The sequence below is a fragment of the Vibrio sp. FF266 genome (assembly GCF_041439695.1).
GTDB lineage: Bacteria > Pseudomonadota > Gammaproteobacteria > Enterobacterales > Vibrionaceae > Vibrio > Vibrio tasmaniensis_A.
This window is the reverse complement of the sequence record NZ_JBGOOO010000035.1, coordinates 1-14,822: the sequence shown is the minus strand read 5'-3', so window position 1 is coordinate 14,822 and position 14,822 is coordinate 1. Positions and strand designations below refer to the sequence as shown.

Here is a 14,822-nt window from a genome sequence, read left to right as displayed (position 1 = left end):
AATTGATCTAAGGTTACCGCAAAGCCCTATAAACAATGGGAATACCCGTTATTACTTTACAAGCGTTATTTGAACTTTCTAGCGACGTATGGACGCGGCTTGTCTCGATGAATTTCACGTTGAGCAGCAATTGCTCTGTTCTTACCTAGCCCTACCTTTATTTGATACCAAGTCTCGTAAAATAAGGCGAACCCAGGACTGGACCACCAAGTCTTGTTGTAGAGTTTCTTATTAGCTGCGACGACATCTGGCGAACGATTCGCGCACTCAAGTGCCAACGCATAAGCTTCAGCGTAAGGATCTTCGGCGATTTTAGTCACCAAGCCATATTCCTTAGCGGTTTGGCTGTCGAGCACTTTGGCCGTCATTGCCATTTCTAAGGTGTGATCTTTACGCATCAGCTCGCGAAATGCGATGGCGCCTCCCATGTCAGGAATCAACCCCCACTTCGCTTCCAATATCGAGAAGTTCGCATCTGGGCTAGCGATTCTAAAATCGCCACCACTGGCTAATTGAAGCCCACCTCCCCAACAACGCCCGTGAATCGCAAAAATGACAGGGCAAGGGATCTCTCGCCAACCAATAGAAAAATACTGAGCCGCATTTGGCAACGTCGGCAACCATTTGAACAAAAGCTTCATCGCTCCAACTTTACTGTTCAATAACGATTTAACATCGAGCCCTGAACAAAAATCCGTACCATTACCTTTCACTATCACAGCGCGAATCTCGTTATTCTTTTTGAGTTCTCTGATCATATTATCGACGCCTTCAAACATCGCCATATCAATAGCGTTGAGCTTATCGGGTCTATTCAGCACAACGGTGGCAATTTGGTTTTCATCAATGGAACAAGTGATACGATCGAGGTTTGGCATGGTGGCTACCTTATGAGTGGTCAGACCTTTAGATTATACATTTTATTAACATATGCCAAACTTGCACATTAAGAAGCGAGACCTGTGTTGCTTAACACCTCCCCCTTACACAAACGACATCAATAAAAAAGCAGTGATGGTTCGCTCCATTCACTGCTTTTCATTCGTAGCTTTTATTGCCAGTAGCTTTGATAATCAAGGGCTCTCTGTTTTGACAGAACCTATGTTCTTCGAGATTTCAGTAACAAGAAGATGAAATAACTGCCACCAATAATTGAAACTAACGTCCCTGCTGCAAGCTGCGCTGGGAACACCACCACTTGCCCTAACCAGTCTGCAAATAGCATGAGAGCAGCACCAATTAAAAACGACAAGATGATCTGCTCTCGAACCAAGCGAGCCCCCATCATTGCAGCGATATGCGGAGCTAACAAGCCGACAAATGCGACTGGCCCCATGGTGGTTGTCACGACCGAGCATAAGATCGCAACAATACACAACAATGCCACGTAGGCGAGATTGATATTTAACCCTCTGGCACTCGCGAACTGACGTCCAGTCGCAATTAAGGTCACCCAACGACTCAACAGTAAAGCAGCCCCGATAGAAGCCGTTATCACCATGGCCAAAATCATTGCTGATTCAGGTTCAACACGATAGGTAGACCCCGCTAACCAAGCCAATAAAGTGTATTTCCCCTCACCCACTCGCGTTAAAGAGAATTGCACCAAAGCTTCTAGCATTGCGGTGAGCGAGATACCAGTCAGGATTAAAATAGACGGCGCAAACTGGTGCTTCTTGCCAAGAAGTAACAATAAACACAGTGCAATCGCACTGCCCAAAAACGCAACCCACGGGCTCAAGGAGTGAATCGAATATCCCATAAACAGGCTACTGAAAATCAACGCCAGAACTGCGCCCGCCGACACACCAAGAATGTCCGGGCTTGCAAGCGGATTGTAGACTAACCTTTGTAAAATCACGCCCGCCACCGCCAAACCGCCACCAGCGAATATCGCCGTTAATATTCTCGGCCAACGAATCGACCATTCAAATGCGTCTGGGATAACAAAATAGCCCATATCAGAAGAAGGCTGTGACAATGCACTCAACGCCAACAGCCCAAAAATCATTGTGCTTAACAAGAAGTAAGCCAAAGGTGAAATAAACTTTGGGCCTTTAGGCATCGAGAAAAACAGCTGATCTTGAGCCGATAATTGCTTTCTCGCAATTATGATCAACGCTGGAGCGCCAATGACCGCGGTTGCCGTCCCTGTTGGAATCATATCCAAAGACCATTGTGCCAAGAAGATCGCTAAACTGTCAGTGACGCAAAGCAGTAACGCACCTAATACACAGCTTGCGACGAGTTCAGATTTGGCCTTTAGAAAACCTAGATGCCTCGCAATGTTCGGAGCTATCAAACCAATAAAGCTGATCACGCCCACTGAGGTAATCGACACCGACACCAACCAAACGCCAACCGCCATCAATACAAAGAATGTTGCGCCAATATTGAGCCCGCGTGCTGCTGCCCCTTCAGTGCCAATCGAAAGTAAAGTCAGGACTCTTGGCGCCAATAAGAAGATGGCGATGATCGGCAGTAGCTTAGGCATTAACCAAAGTACTTGTTCCCAACCGTTCTGTCCTAGATCACCCGCTCCCCATACAAACAAGTTCTGTGCGTACTGGTCGTTAAGCAGGATAATTGCTGTCGCAAATGCCCCTAGTAACAAGTTGACCGCCATGCCCGCCAAAACAATTGGCAAGCCGCTCATGTTTTTGATTCCGACAATCGAAACAATCAACCCCATCGCCAGCAGTGCACCGATCAGAGCGAACCAAACTGAATACTGAGCGACCAACATCGGCGCAACCACATTCAGAATAACCAGACCAAGCCATGCTCCTGACGATGTACCTAAGGTTAGCGGCGACATCATGCGATTTTGTGTCAGTTGTTGAAACAGGCTACCTATGGTGCCGAGTGTTCCGCCAACCAAGATCGCCATGACCAAGCGAGGCAAGTTGACATAGATTAACGCCATCAACTCGAATGAATCATCAACCATTGAGTTGAATGCCGCGCTGTCACTGATCAGTGAAACTTGCTGGAGCAGCTCACCGATAGGGCCAAATTCAGATTGCCCTAACCATAAATGAACAAGGGAAGCGAAAAACAGCACTGCCCCCATCACCAAACCACTGGATTTCATTACTACTCCGCTAACGTCAACAGCGATTGCGCCATAGCTTCTGCGTTATACAAAATCGACATGGCACCGCCGTAACTCCAACTTGCCGCTACTGGGCTAAATTGACCATTACGAACAAAAGGCATGCTCTTCCAAACCGGAGAACGGTCTAGTTTGTCTTGATATGGGAAAGGTTCAAAGTAAAGTGCAATGCCCTTCTTTACGTTCTTAAGCTCTGTCATTCGTTTTTGACTGATGCCCCACTGACTCGCAGGAAGATCCATCGCATTTTCAAAACCTAACTGTTCAAGCGCATATTGTGGAATAGAGTTATCGCCGTAAATGAACACCGATGTGGTGCTCGCAAAACGGAAAGAGGTCACTTTCGGTTTGTCGCCCGGATACGCTTTATCCAGTTCAGCCTTAAGGACAGCGATACGCTCATCCATTGCGGCCAGCTTTTGGTTCGCTTGTTCTTCTTTACCAAGCAACTGTCCGATCTTCTTGAAGTTCTCGATAGCAGCCGCTGCATTGCTGTGTTGTTCACTGTACGTTTGGTAGTAAAGCACGGGCGCAATTTCAGATAGTCGCTCCTGAAGATCTTTCTGAGGCGAAGCGATGAGAATCACATCAGGATTTAGCTTCTTCAAAGCAGAAAAATTGGGCTCAGTTCGAGTGCCAATGTCCGCCACGCCTTCTGGAATGGCAGGTTGAACAACCCAATCGGTATAACCTGCAATATCAGGGACCGCGACTGGCGTAACACCGAGTTCAATCACTTGTTCGGCTATGTCCCAGTTCAGCGCCGCCACTCTAACAGGCTGAGCTTCAAGGGTTTTAACGCCCTCGCTATCTTCAACTTGGTAATCAGCCATCGCATTAAACGATAAAGCGCTCGCTAATACGGATACTGCTAGCTTTGTATGCAAGCTCTTTATTTTAGAAACATGGGAAGCTATTCGTTGTAAATTCATATTGTTGCCTACTCAATCTAAATTCTATATTTATTCAAACGACAAAAGCAGCCCAGTAATGGCTGCTTTAAATTGATAACCCTAACTTAGTTAGAATTCGTAATTAACATTAAATTCTACAGTTTGCTCTTGACCGTACCAGCAATAGCTCTCATTCCAACAAGTGTAATACTCTTCATTGAATATGTTATTTGCAACGACATTAGCTGTTGTGTTCTTAAGCGAGCTGTTAACCTCTCCTAAGTCATAACCTAGAGACAAATCAACTAAAGTATATGATGGTACTTGGCCTTTATTTTTGTCTGACGTATCGTTTAGAACAGTTTCTCCCACATAACGCACGCCACCGCCGACTCTAAGGCCACTCATTGCACCACTACGTACAAAATAGTTAGCCCAAACATTTGCAGTATGATCTGGTACAAATACTGGTGTTTGCCCGATATTTGATGCGTTTCTATCTTCAGTAATTTCCATATCGGTGTATGTGTAGTTCGCTAACACATCCAAGTTATCAGTGACTTGTGCTCGTCCTTCTAACTCAATACCTTGTGATCGAATCTCACCAACTGAAGTCCATGGTGAAGCTCCATCAGGACGAACGCCCACATTTTTTTTGTTCACTTGGAACAGAGCCATCGAGCCTGAAATCATATTCTCATATGAGTCATACTTAAGACCCAACTCAACTTGTTCACCTGTTTCAGGATCTAGGTTGTTACCGTTAGTATCTAACTTTACACTCGGTTCAAAACTGGTAGCAAAGTTAGCAAATGGAGATAAACCATTATCAAATTTGTACAAAGCACCTAAGCGGTATGAGAAATTAGTATCATCAGTATCCGTTTTACTTGGTGCACCACCAAATACTGATACTTTTGTCGTTGTTTCGACTTTGTCAAAACGACCACCAGCAATAAACACCCAATTATCAATCAACATCTGGTCTTGGAAATAGAAACCAAGCTGACTCACTTCAATGTCGTTATTTTGATAATACGTTTTAGTAAAATCATTCGGGTTCAGCTTATCGTTATTTGGATTGTAAAGGTTGATGCTATCAACACCTGCGAAAGCGTCGTAGGCTACATCACCCTCTGTGTTTCGATAATCCACACCAAAAAGTAAATAGTGATCCAATGAGCCAGTCGACACTAGGCCCGATAGTTGGTTATCAACACTAATACCCGTAGAACTTTCATCGGTGCTATATGCTGAACGAGCTAATGAGCCAGTTGAAGCATCAAAATTGCCACTGCTAGTACTTTCTTGATAAAAGTCAGTTTTCATATAACGGAAATTCTGAAGAAATGCCCAATTTGAGTTGAAATCATGGTTAAACTTATAGCCAGTAATCAAGAAATCACGTTTGATGGTGTTGTAATTAACATCCCCGGCAAATGTCGAAGGTGAGACTTTTCCTGATTCAATCGCCGCTAATGGGAGTGTCACGTTCTGACCTAGTGCAGGGTCATTCTGATAATAAAGATTGAAGTTAATAAAGGTTTTATCAGACACATACCAATCGATTGATGGCGCAATCACATAGCGCTCTTCCTCAACGCCGTCTACTTGCGTATCTTTCTTACGACCCAGAGCAACCAAGCGATAAGCAACGTTGTCACTCAAAGCACCCGTTGTATCAATTGAAGCTTCAACTAAGTTATCTAAACCCGTTGCTAAGCCAATTTTCGTAGACTCTTCAAACTTAGGCGCTTTTGCAATGATATTAACCATGCCTCCTGGTGGCATTGACCCGTAAAGAACCGATGTTGGACCTTTAAATATTTCCAAACGCTCCATTGCAATAGGATCAATCTGAGGTTGTACGTTCCATCCAGGAAGGATTGGCAACATCATTCCGTCATAATAGTTATTCGTAGAGTCAAAACCGCGAATTTTAACCCAATCACTAAGAACCACTGCACCACCTTTATTCTCGGTTGATACACCTGGTGCATAACGAAGAGCTTGCATTACAGACTTAACACCACGTTGTTCCATCTGTTCGCTTTCGATAACGTTAAGTGTTTGCGGCGTTTCTTCTGGCGCTAAAACGGTTTTCGTTGCTGTATTACGGTAGGCTTTACCCATAACAGTAATAGTTTCTACATTCGAATCTGCCGAAGTAGCGGTATCTTCCGCGAATGCTTGCGCTGAAAACGCAGTCAGCAATGCGACTGCCAATGATGAATACTTAAAACGAGTGTGAGTGGTCATGATTCCCTCGGTACCAATGCTTAATTGTAAATAGTAATAAATCTCATTTGCATTGTATGTATCTAGAGATGGGATAATTAACAATTTGGTGCAAATTCAAAAAGAACTTGGCCTATTTTGAGTAAAACCAGGTCAATTGCTGATTAAACACACAATTGATCTAGTAACATTTGACCTTGTAGCCTTTGACCTTGTAACACAAAGGCTTTTGAGAAGGGGGGAGAAAGTCGGAGGGCTGAAATATGACTACGATTTAATAATAGGAACCCAGTACTCCATTTCCGCATCAGAAGCATGAGCTTGATAGCCAAATGGGTACATCTCAAGTTCATAACCATCAACGCCACGATAACCTGAATTTGGAAGCCAATTAAGCACAAACCAACTTAGAGTATGGGGTAGATGCTCTATAGGACCACGGTGCTTCACTACAGCATAGGTTTGCTTCGGAATCGTCAGCACCTCTAACTTATCAGAGATAATACTAGGCAGTTGCGGGATAGAGATCTCGTCATGAAGCTCAACGCCCGCACAATAGTAAATATTGGTTCCGTCAAAACAAGACTGAGTCAGGTCAACAACGCCAATAAACTGGAGCATGTTGGCGTCAGGGATTTCAACCTCACCTTCTAAACGTGACCATAGCTGAGGGACTTTCTGCGCGAAGTCTTGCGTGAGTGAAAACAAGCCACTGATTTCTGATGTCATTCCTTTCACTAAGAAAGACTCTCTTTCATCAATGCGTACTTCCACAAAGCTTAACGCCCTATTTTCTGAATTACTCGCCGTCTCAGATACTTGTATCGGCTTTTTTAGCCCTACTCTTTTGCCTGCTTTTCTATACTGACTTGGGCTTACCCCAAACATTTGCTTAAACGAACGGCTAAAGCTTATTTCTGAATTGAATCCGAGACCAAGCGCAATATCGATAACACGATCTTTTCCATCAAGCAGCTCTTCGGCAGCCTGACTTAACTTTAACTCTCTCACATAGTTCGCCACGGTAAGCCCGGTTTCGGCTTGAAACACTCTTTGCAGCTGCCAACGAGACCAACAGCTTTGCGTCGCTAAATCTTCTAGCGATAACGCAGAGCTAAGATTCGCATGGATATAAGCCAGAACGCGGCTGATACGGTCAAATGCAGGTGTGTTCATATTCAAGCTTTCATCTTCTCTATTTTTGACTAGGGCGTGTTGGGTTCAACAATACTTTTATCACTTAAAGTGGCTTTTATCACTGAAAAAAGGACAGCCCACCCAAACTTTATAAATCTCAAAAACGTAAAAAGCACCGAGTAGATGCTCCATTTTGTATGGTTATCCTCGACTATGTTCGTTATGATAACGCAACTGATTCTCATTTATTGATTTAAGATGCTTCCCCAACTGCACAATATTATCACTCGTCGGAAAGCCCCGTCTCTACATCAAAAAATCTTCGCTTACTCAAAACAAGTGACCCCTTATTTAAGCGGAAGCTTTGGTGCACTTAATAACAAGAGCATTGCGGTAACAAATGAGAATAGCCATAAAGAGCTCAAACGAGTTTACGATGGTCTTTCGCAAAGCCACCCAGAAGCAGGCAAAGCGTATTGGTTAACGCGAACCTGGGATCTCGTGTGTTGGCAGCCTATCTATGTGACTTTCATTTCTATCTATGGGCTTCATTCATTGCCCGACATCAAGAATATCGGTCAATTTAGATACAAAGAGTTCATTACTGGCTACCGCTTCTTTAATGGTGATCATCAACATGGTTCACCAGAAGAGCTGATTCCCGATGCTGGTGAAGCCATTCTTGCACTGACTGAGTTTTATCGAAGCCAGATCAGTGAATGGACACGTATTCGCCCAGGATTTACCAATCATTTATTGGCCGATCTATTGTTAGGCAGTTTGATAAAACTTCAGCAACACGAACCAAGCCTGACCAACGATTACATTATTGCGCAAGCTAAGCTTTGGTTAGAAGCATGCCAGTTGTCTGAAAATCATTTAGACAGCCTTAAAGTGGACTCTAGTTCGGGGATGTTAAAACTGATCAGAATCAGCTGCTGCCTGGTTTATAAGTGCGATTCAAGAAAGTACTGTGATAATTGCCCTAGGCATCCAGACAACAAAAAAATCGCTTAGTCACGCCATTTATTAAAGTTCAATACGACGATCCTTCTCCCATTGAGCTTCGCTACTGATCTAATTACAGGACTGACATGTTTCAGCTTTCAAACATAAAAATTGTTCGTGATGAACGAACCATTCTCTCAATCGAAGACCTCACGATTTCGACCAATGAACTGACAGTCGTTCTTGGCCATAATGGTTCGGGTAAATCTACACTCGTTAATTTACTCTCAGGGCAGATGTCGCCGGATCACGGCAGCGTGGAACTAGACGGCGCTTCCCTCTCTTCATTCAAAAGCAAAGATTTAGCGAAAAAAATTGCTTATCTACCGCAAAAGCTCCCCGCTTCTGCAGGCTTAACCGTAGAAGAGTTGGTTCGTTTAGGTCGCTTCCCATGGAGAGGCGCGCTAGGCCGTTGGAATTCAGAAGATAAGTCGATTATCCAACAAGCGATGGAAAGAACCGGTGTCACTGAATTCTCGCAAGCCTTGGCGGATGATTTATCTGGAGGAGAGCGTCAACGCGCGTGGGTATCGATGTTGTTGGCTCAGCAATCACCAGTACTAATCCTTGATGAACCAACTTCGGCACTGGATGTGCATCATCAGTTTCAGCTTATGGGTTTACTGTCTGAACTCAACAAAACGGAAAATGTTGGGGTGATCGTCATTTTGCACGATTTGAACTTAGCACTGCGTTACGCGACACACATCGTTGCACTGAAAAAAGGTCAGATTGCTTTTGAAGGCAGTGCGGATAAGTTACTTGATGAACAAGCGCTGTCAGCTTTGTATGAGTCTCCGATTCGACTGATCGATCATCCAGTTCCAGCTAAGACAGCAGCAAGTGAGAAGGTTGCAGTCGTCTGTGAATAGTTCGGGCATTTCAGCTTAAGTCTAAGCTCTAAGCTCTAAGCTCTAAGCTCTAAGCTCTAAGCTCTAAGCTCTAAGCATAAAGAAGGCCATTGAAATCATAAACTTCAATGGCCTTTTCGTTTTTCACTCGCTAGCTAAATAACTAATTAACTAATTAACTAATTAACTAATTAGCTCAGCTGCGACTCTCTCGCTTCTTGACTACTGAAACCACGTAAAATATTAATCAGAGTAATAATAGTGAACAACATGATGACAAGCGATAAATGCCACGCTTCTCCTAGCCCTAGTTGAACTAGCCCCATACTCACCATTGAAGACACCACCATCTGCCCGCCGCCAGACATCGCAGCAGCAGCGCCAGCGTTCTTCTTATAAGGCAACATCACCAACGCCTGAGCACAAGGCAATGCAATACCATTGCCAAGAATCATCAAGAACTGGCCAAGCATGAGATACAAAGGCTCAAGTGGGCAAAAGAAAAGCCACAACGCCGCGAAGATATGCAATACAGGGGTACATAACAGAGTTTTCTTGTTGCCCAACATGGGGCGAATACGGTTACATAAACTTGTTCCACCCAGCATGCCTAAAGCAGGAATGACCGCCCACATAGCGTATTCATCAGACGTCATGCCAATCTGGTTTTGCATAATAAATGGCATCACTGATACGGTAGTGATCATCAAACTAAAGTTAAGCCAGCCAATACTCGCAAAACTCATAAAATAGCGAGAAGTTAGCAACTCTTTGTATTGAGAAACCATTTTATTTGGCGAAGGAATAGCGGAGATCTGAGTGACGGTTTCCTTAAACTTGAACGCCAAAACCACCCAAGCTAATGAGACATAGCCAAGTAGCGAGATGAACACCATGCTCCAGCCAAAATGGAAGTTAATAAAGCCGCCGATTACGGGCGCAATCAAAGGTGTAATAGACGCGACCATCGCAATGTAGGACATAGCTAAAGGTAAATCTGCCCCACTGAATCTATCCCGCGTGGAAGCACGAGCAAGTACAGCGCAACAACCCGTTCCTAAGCCTTGCAGAAAACGTCCCATCACCATGCTAGTAAATGAATGGCTAAAGAAGATGATCATTAATAGCCCAAGCATCGCAATCAACAAACCACTTAACAGCACCTTCTTACGCCCTAGAGCATCGGAAATTGGACCATAGATAAACTGAGAAGGTCCAAAACCTAACAAATAGACACTCACCAGAAGCTGAGCTTGCTCTAGCGAAACATCAAAGTCTTTCGCGATCCATGGTAATGATGGAAATACCAGCCCCATACTGAGTTGGCCGATGCTGATGACCAAACACGCAAGTAGGATCGATTTAAAGTCAAATCGACGACTCATGATGTAAAGTATCCAATATAACAGCTGTTTTGAGATCGGGTGGTTTGAGAATAGATAGCTTGAGTATCAACCTGACAACATACAGACAGAGAAAACAGCGAAGATGTTGCAAGGGTAGTATTCATTATGCTCCGAAGGAATCGAATAGAGAATGGCAGGCTAAACATACGTGAGCTTGCTTACTCATACAACACTGGTTGAACTAAATAAATGAATAGTCACTTTTCAGTAACCCAACCTTTGCACCTGTCGACCACAAGCTAAACTAATACCACGTCATGAAAACAAAGGACTCCCATGAACAATCATCATCGTCTTATTTCCTGTGCTTTGGCACTCATCGCATCGAGTCCAATATCCTCTGCTTTTGCATGGCAAGTAGAGAAGATCACCGACGGACTCGTGATCCCTTGGGGGTTGGCTTATATCAACGATAACTCCATGCTAGTAACAGAAAAAGCTGGCGTCATTAAACAGGTTGATTTAAAGACGGGTGAGCAAAGCACGCTGTTCAGGCTGCCCAATGTTTGGGCGAAAGGCCAAGGTGGTCTGTTGGATATCGCGCTCTCCCCTTTTGAAAACGAAAAGTTCTACGTCACTTACAGTAAAGACGTCGATGGTGAAGGCGTAACGACACTGGCTTCTGCTAATTACAGCAATCATGAAGTTACCAATTGGACAGACGTGTTTGTATCTAAATCCAGAACGGACACCGGACGTCACTTTGGTAGCCGTATCACCTTTGATGATAGCCACCTGTATTTTTCAATCGGCGACCGTGGTGATCGAGACAACGGCCAAGACACCATGACTCACGCCGGATCAATATTACGATTGAATGCTGATGGAAGCACACCAAGCGATAACCCGTTCTCGGATAACAGCAAGGTACTCAATGAGATTTGGAGCTATGGCCATCGTAATCCACAAGGCTTGTATTACGACTTCCCGACCCAGAAGCTGTGGTCGATTGAACACGGCCCGCGAGGTGGTGACGAAATCAACCTAATTAAAGCAGGTGCCAACTACGGGTGGCCTGTCACATCACACGGAAAAGAGTATTGGGGCCCAATTAGCGTAGGCGAGTCTGAAACTAAGGATGGCATTGAAGCGCCTAAAAAAGTCTACGTGCCTTCAATCGCTCCGGGCAGCTTGATTGTTTACCAAGGTGACAAATACCCAGAGTTGAAAGGAAAGCTGCTGGCCGGCGCGCTTAAACTTACCCACATCAATATTGTGACAGTCAATGGACAAGGTGAAACAATTAAAGAGGAACGTATTTTAGAAGATTTAGGCGAGAGGATAAGAGACATTGAAACTTCACCAAGCGGCGACATCTTTTTCAGTACCGATAATGGCAACCTGTATCGCTTGAAAAAGTAGTCAAAAGCTCGTTCCAATAGACACATGATGCTTACCGTGAGATTTATAAATATAAGCCGTTAAAATTGGGGCCAGGCACCAATTAGCGGCTTAATAATTTGGAAAATAAATGTGCCAAAACAGTGCAATTACTCCAAATTCGTCATCAATTTCGACCACCTTTTTCACAAAAACTACAACAAATCACCATACAACTGTAACTCCATGATATTTAAGGAATGCAAAGTTTGACTACCCCCAAGTTTCTGCAACCTTTCACTATGGATTCGATTGACTATCCCCTAATTTGATTTAGACTTCATCTCGGCTAGAAAGAAAGTTCTTTGTATATAAACATTTCGTTGGATTACTAGTAACCCCGTTGTGTTGTACGCAATAGCAATAAACTTTTCCGCGCTATCAGTGCCACAATTGGCTCAAAATAAAAATTTAATTTTAGGATATCATCATGTCTAACACAGTTACTGGTAAAGTAAAATGGTTCAACGAAACTAAAGGCTTCGGCTTCATCGAGCAAGAAAACGGCCCAGACGTATTTGCACACTTCTCTGCAATCACAGGCGACGGTTTCAAAACTCTTGCTGAAGGCCAACAAGTTGAGTTCACTGTATCTCAAGGTCAAAAAGGCCCACAAGCTGACAGCATCAAAGTACTTTAATTTAGTATTTTAAAGCTTTCTAAAAATAGCCAGCCTCTGCTGGCTATTTTTTTACCCGCTATTCAGAGATTTAGGGTAGTTAGTTCTATTCAACGTTTTCGCGAACGTGAACACATTCTTAGAAGCAACACCTATCCTGTATGAAATGAAGCTCATCGGTAAATCAGAGAAACGAACAAGACGCCCTACTACCGATGAAATAGACTTGTTGAAAGAGGCACTAGAAGAGCGCGAACAGCGCAGAGAAAACAAAATCCCCTACTCTATACTTTTAGACTTCAGCATCCTGAGCTGTATGAGGGTAAGCGAAGTGTGTGGTATTCGTTGGGGAGAGTTAATTTTCCCTTGCAACCTACGCTATCATGACCTACGCCGTGAAGGTGCAAGCCGCTTGTTTGAGAAAGGCTTTACCATTGAGGAAGTTGCTCAGTAACTGGTCATAAGAACCTAAACACCTTGTGGCAGGTTTATACCCAGCTGTTTCCGCATAAATTGCATAAACGCAAGATATGAACAAAGCTACTAAAAAGGAGCCTATTGACTCCTTTTTAGCGAACTCAACTATGTGAGTGTTTACCCCTACAACTATCAAATTCCCTTATCGAACCTAAGGGCGTAATAGCTGTAAAGTCTTCAAATCACAATAGAGCCGAGAACAAACCCGGCTATTGATATTGATTATTCTTACTTCTTACGGAATGAAAGGTACTGCTCTTTCAAATCGTTAGGTAATAGCTCTATCTGCTCTTCAGAAAAACGCGTTTTTTCATCAATTGTAACATTTATAAATTCAACACCTTGTAAAACTGCACCTTCCGCATGAGTAGGTTCATCTTCATCAACATTAGTAATACATTCAGAGAAGTTCACGCCTGATAGATCAACATTAGAAAATATAACCTGCGATAATCTCGAACCTGAAAATGAACTTTTAGACAGATCCGAATTTATATATTTCACGCTGCTTTGTCTAGAGTCAATAAACTCAGCTTCGATCAACTTGCAATCATCGAATGTAACTCCTTGAAGAGATGAAGCCTCAAAGGTAGCGTTAAGAGCCGGGCAAACCTTGAATCGAACTGAATACAATACGGCCCTATCAAAAGATGCTTCATTTAAAGTTGAGTTATGGAATTTACCTCCATTAAACATTGAATTCTGGAAATGGGAGTTGTCGAGGTTACAGTCATCAAAGACAGTAGATCGTAGAGCAGTATTAAAGCACCCTGCGTACGAAAAGTTACTACCTGTGAACATTGAGTGCAAATGAGAACCAAAACTAATGTTACCTCCATGAAAATTCACATTTGAAATCTGGAGGAAGTTAAAATTAACTAGTGGAAAACTACAATGCGGAAAAGACATATAACTGAGTGCTTTACTACTCTGATGTCCTCCAACCCGTGGTAAAAATGCGACAACCCAATCCCTTAACAAATTATTGTCTGCATCTGTTTCAAACTCTGAGCTGCTCTCTGTTCTCTGTGCACATGCAAAATGCACATTCATCAAAGTGGCATTTGCATTCTGTATATAAGCTTTCATTTCATGAAAGTTCAAACCAAGTATTTTTTCAATTGGCCAATTTTGAGTAATACTTCGCTTTATTAGTTGCTGAGCGGTTTTCTGCCATTCAGGTTTGAAATCTTTATGGTCTCGAATTTCATTTACTAAAAAATCAAATATGTACCGATCGACTTTCGCTGGGCCACATAATTCTAACCAACTTGTCAATGCAGCTTCTTCATTAAAAGGGAAACTCGTCGGATCTTGATAGTATGACTGAAGGTGCTTGTGAATTTGAGTAAACTTCCTAGCGATCTTTCTTCCGATTAAGTATTCATCAAAGCTTTTATGTGTAAATTCAAATGTATTTTCATTACTCACGTGCTGTTCGCTTTCTCTAAAATAGAAAGCTGTAAGCAATTTAGAAACACCTCTTCTAGCATCTTCTTTAAATTCGCCTAACTGTGAACTCAAATTCGCTTTTTCACAAGCAAGTTGAATACTAGAAAGAGTTGCAGTTCTACCATGCCCATGCCAAACAGCTAGAGCAATTTCTTCTAAAACAAGTTCGAAAGAGCCTTGTGTCAGATCTATGATCCGCACCAGAAGTTTTGGACACTGAGTTAAGTGAGTACAATCACTAACGAG

The 14,822-nt window shown here is 43.2% G+C and carries 11 protein-coding genes and 1 pseudogene; 5 read left to right on the top strand and 7 right to left on the bottom strand.

Going from position 1 to position 14,822, the window contains the following annotated elements; all coding sequences use genetic code 11:
* Positions 1 to 65 precede the first annotated feature (65 nt).
* From ACED59_RS19650 to ACED59_RS19630, 5 genes are all read right to left on the bottom strand, one after another.
* Positions 66 to 878 (bottom strand): crotonase/enoyl-CoA hydratase family protein, encoded by an 813-nt coding sequence (locus tag ACED59_RS19650; protein ID WP_017098444.1) that lies wholly within the window; start codon positions 876 to 878, stop codon positions 66 to 68.
* 221 nt (positions 879 to 1,099) lie between these two features.
* Positions 1,100 to 3,094 carry a Fe(3+)-hydroxamate ABC transporter permease FhuB gene (gene fhuB, locus ACED59_RS19645; protein WP_017098445.1) on the bottom strand — a complete coding sequence of 665 codons (1,995 nt, stop codon included), beginning with the start codon at positions 3,092 to 3,094 and terminating at the stop codon, positions 1,100 to 1,102.
* A gap of 2 nt (positions 3,095 to 3,096) precedes the next feature.
* Positions 3,097 to 4,047, bottom strand: coding sequence for an iron-siderophore ABC transporter substrate-binding protein (locus ACED59_RS19640; RefSeq protein ID WP_017098446.1), 951 nt, complete (start codon positions 4,045 to 4,047; stop codon positions 3,097 to 3,099).
* Between the two features lie 90 nt (positions 4,048 to 4,137).
* On the bottom strand, positions 4,138 to 6,267 hold the full coding sequence (locus tag ACED59_RS19635; protein WP_017098447.1) for a TonB-dependent siderophore receptor: 2,130 nt from the start codon (positions 6,265 to 6,267) through the stop codon (positions 4,138 to 4,140).
* A gap of 246 nt (positions 6,268 to 6,513) precedes the next feature.
* Positions 6,514 to 7,422 carry an AraC family transcriptional regulator gene (locus tag ACED59_RS19630; protein WP_017098448.1) on the bottom strand — a complete coding sequence of 303 codons (909 nt, stop codon included), beginning with the start codon at positions 7,420 to 7,422 and terminating at the stop codon, positions 6,514 to 6,516.
* 219 nt (positions 7,423 to 7,641) lie between these two features.
* Between ACED59_RS19630 and ACED59_RS19625 the strand changes: the two genes are divergently transcribed.
* Positions 7,642 to 8,400 (top strand): siderophore ferric iron reductase, encoded by a 759-nt coding sequence (locus tag ACED59_RS19625; RefSeq protein ID WP_012600441.1) that lies wholly within the window; start codon positions 7,642 to 7,644, stop codon positions 8,398 to 8,400.
* 77 nt (positions 8,401 to 8,477) lie between these two features.
* Positions 8,478 to 9,263, top strand: coding sequence for an ABC transporter ATP-binding protein (locus ACED59_RS19620; RefSeq protein ID WP_017098449.1), 786 nt, complete (start codon positions 8,478 to 8,480; stop codon positions 9,261 to 9,263).
* Between the two features lie 170 nt (positions 9,264 to 9,433).
* On the opposite strand, the gene ACED59_RS19615 is transcribed toward ACED59_RS19620, so the two are convergent.
* Positions 9,434 to 10,627 (bottom strand): multidrug effflux MFS transporter, encoded by a 1,194-nt coding sequence (locus tag ACED59_RS19615; RefSeq protein WP_017098450.1) that lies wholly within the window; start codon positions 10,625 to 10,627, stop codon positions 9,434 to 9,436.
* Between the two features lie 297 nt (positions 10,628 to 10,924).
* Here ACED59_RS19615 and ACED59_RS19610 point away from each other — a divergent pair, with 297 nt between their 5' ends.
* The 3 genes and pseudogenes from ACED59_RS19610 to ACED59_RS19600 all read left to right on the top strand — a co-directional run.
* Complete coding sequence (locus ACED59_RS19610; RefSeq protein WP_017098451.1) at positions 10,925 to 12,010, top strand: PQQ-dependent sugar dehydrogenase; 1,086 nt, start codon at positions 10,925 to 10,927, stop codon at positions 12,008 to 12,010.
* Between the two features lie 448 nt (positions 12,011 to 12,458).
* Positions 12,459 to 12,668 carry a cold-shock protein gene (locus ACED59_RS19605; protein WP_004731543.1) on the top strand — a complete coding sequence of 70 codons (210 nt, stop codon included), beginning with the start codon at positions 12,459 to 12,461 and terminating at the stop codon, positions 12,666 to 12,668.
* A gap of 85 nt (positions 12,669 to 12,753) precedes the next feature.
* A pseudogene (locus ACED59_RS19600) lies at positions 12,754 to 13,181 on the top strand (tyrosine-type recombinase/integrase); the annotation flags it as partial.
* A gap of 171 nt (positions 13,182 to 13,352) precedes the next feature.
* On the opposite strand, the gene ACED59_RS19595 reads toward ACED59_RS19600, so the two are convergent.
* On the bottom strand, positions 13,353 to 14,822 hold a 1,470-nt coding region (locus ACED59_RS19595; protein ID WP_371731375.1), incomplete at its 5' end, for a pentapeptide repeat-containing protein.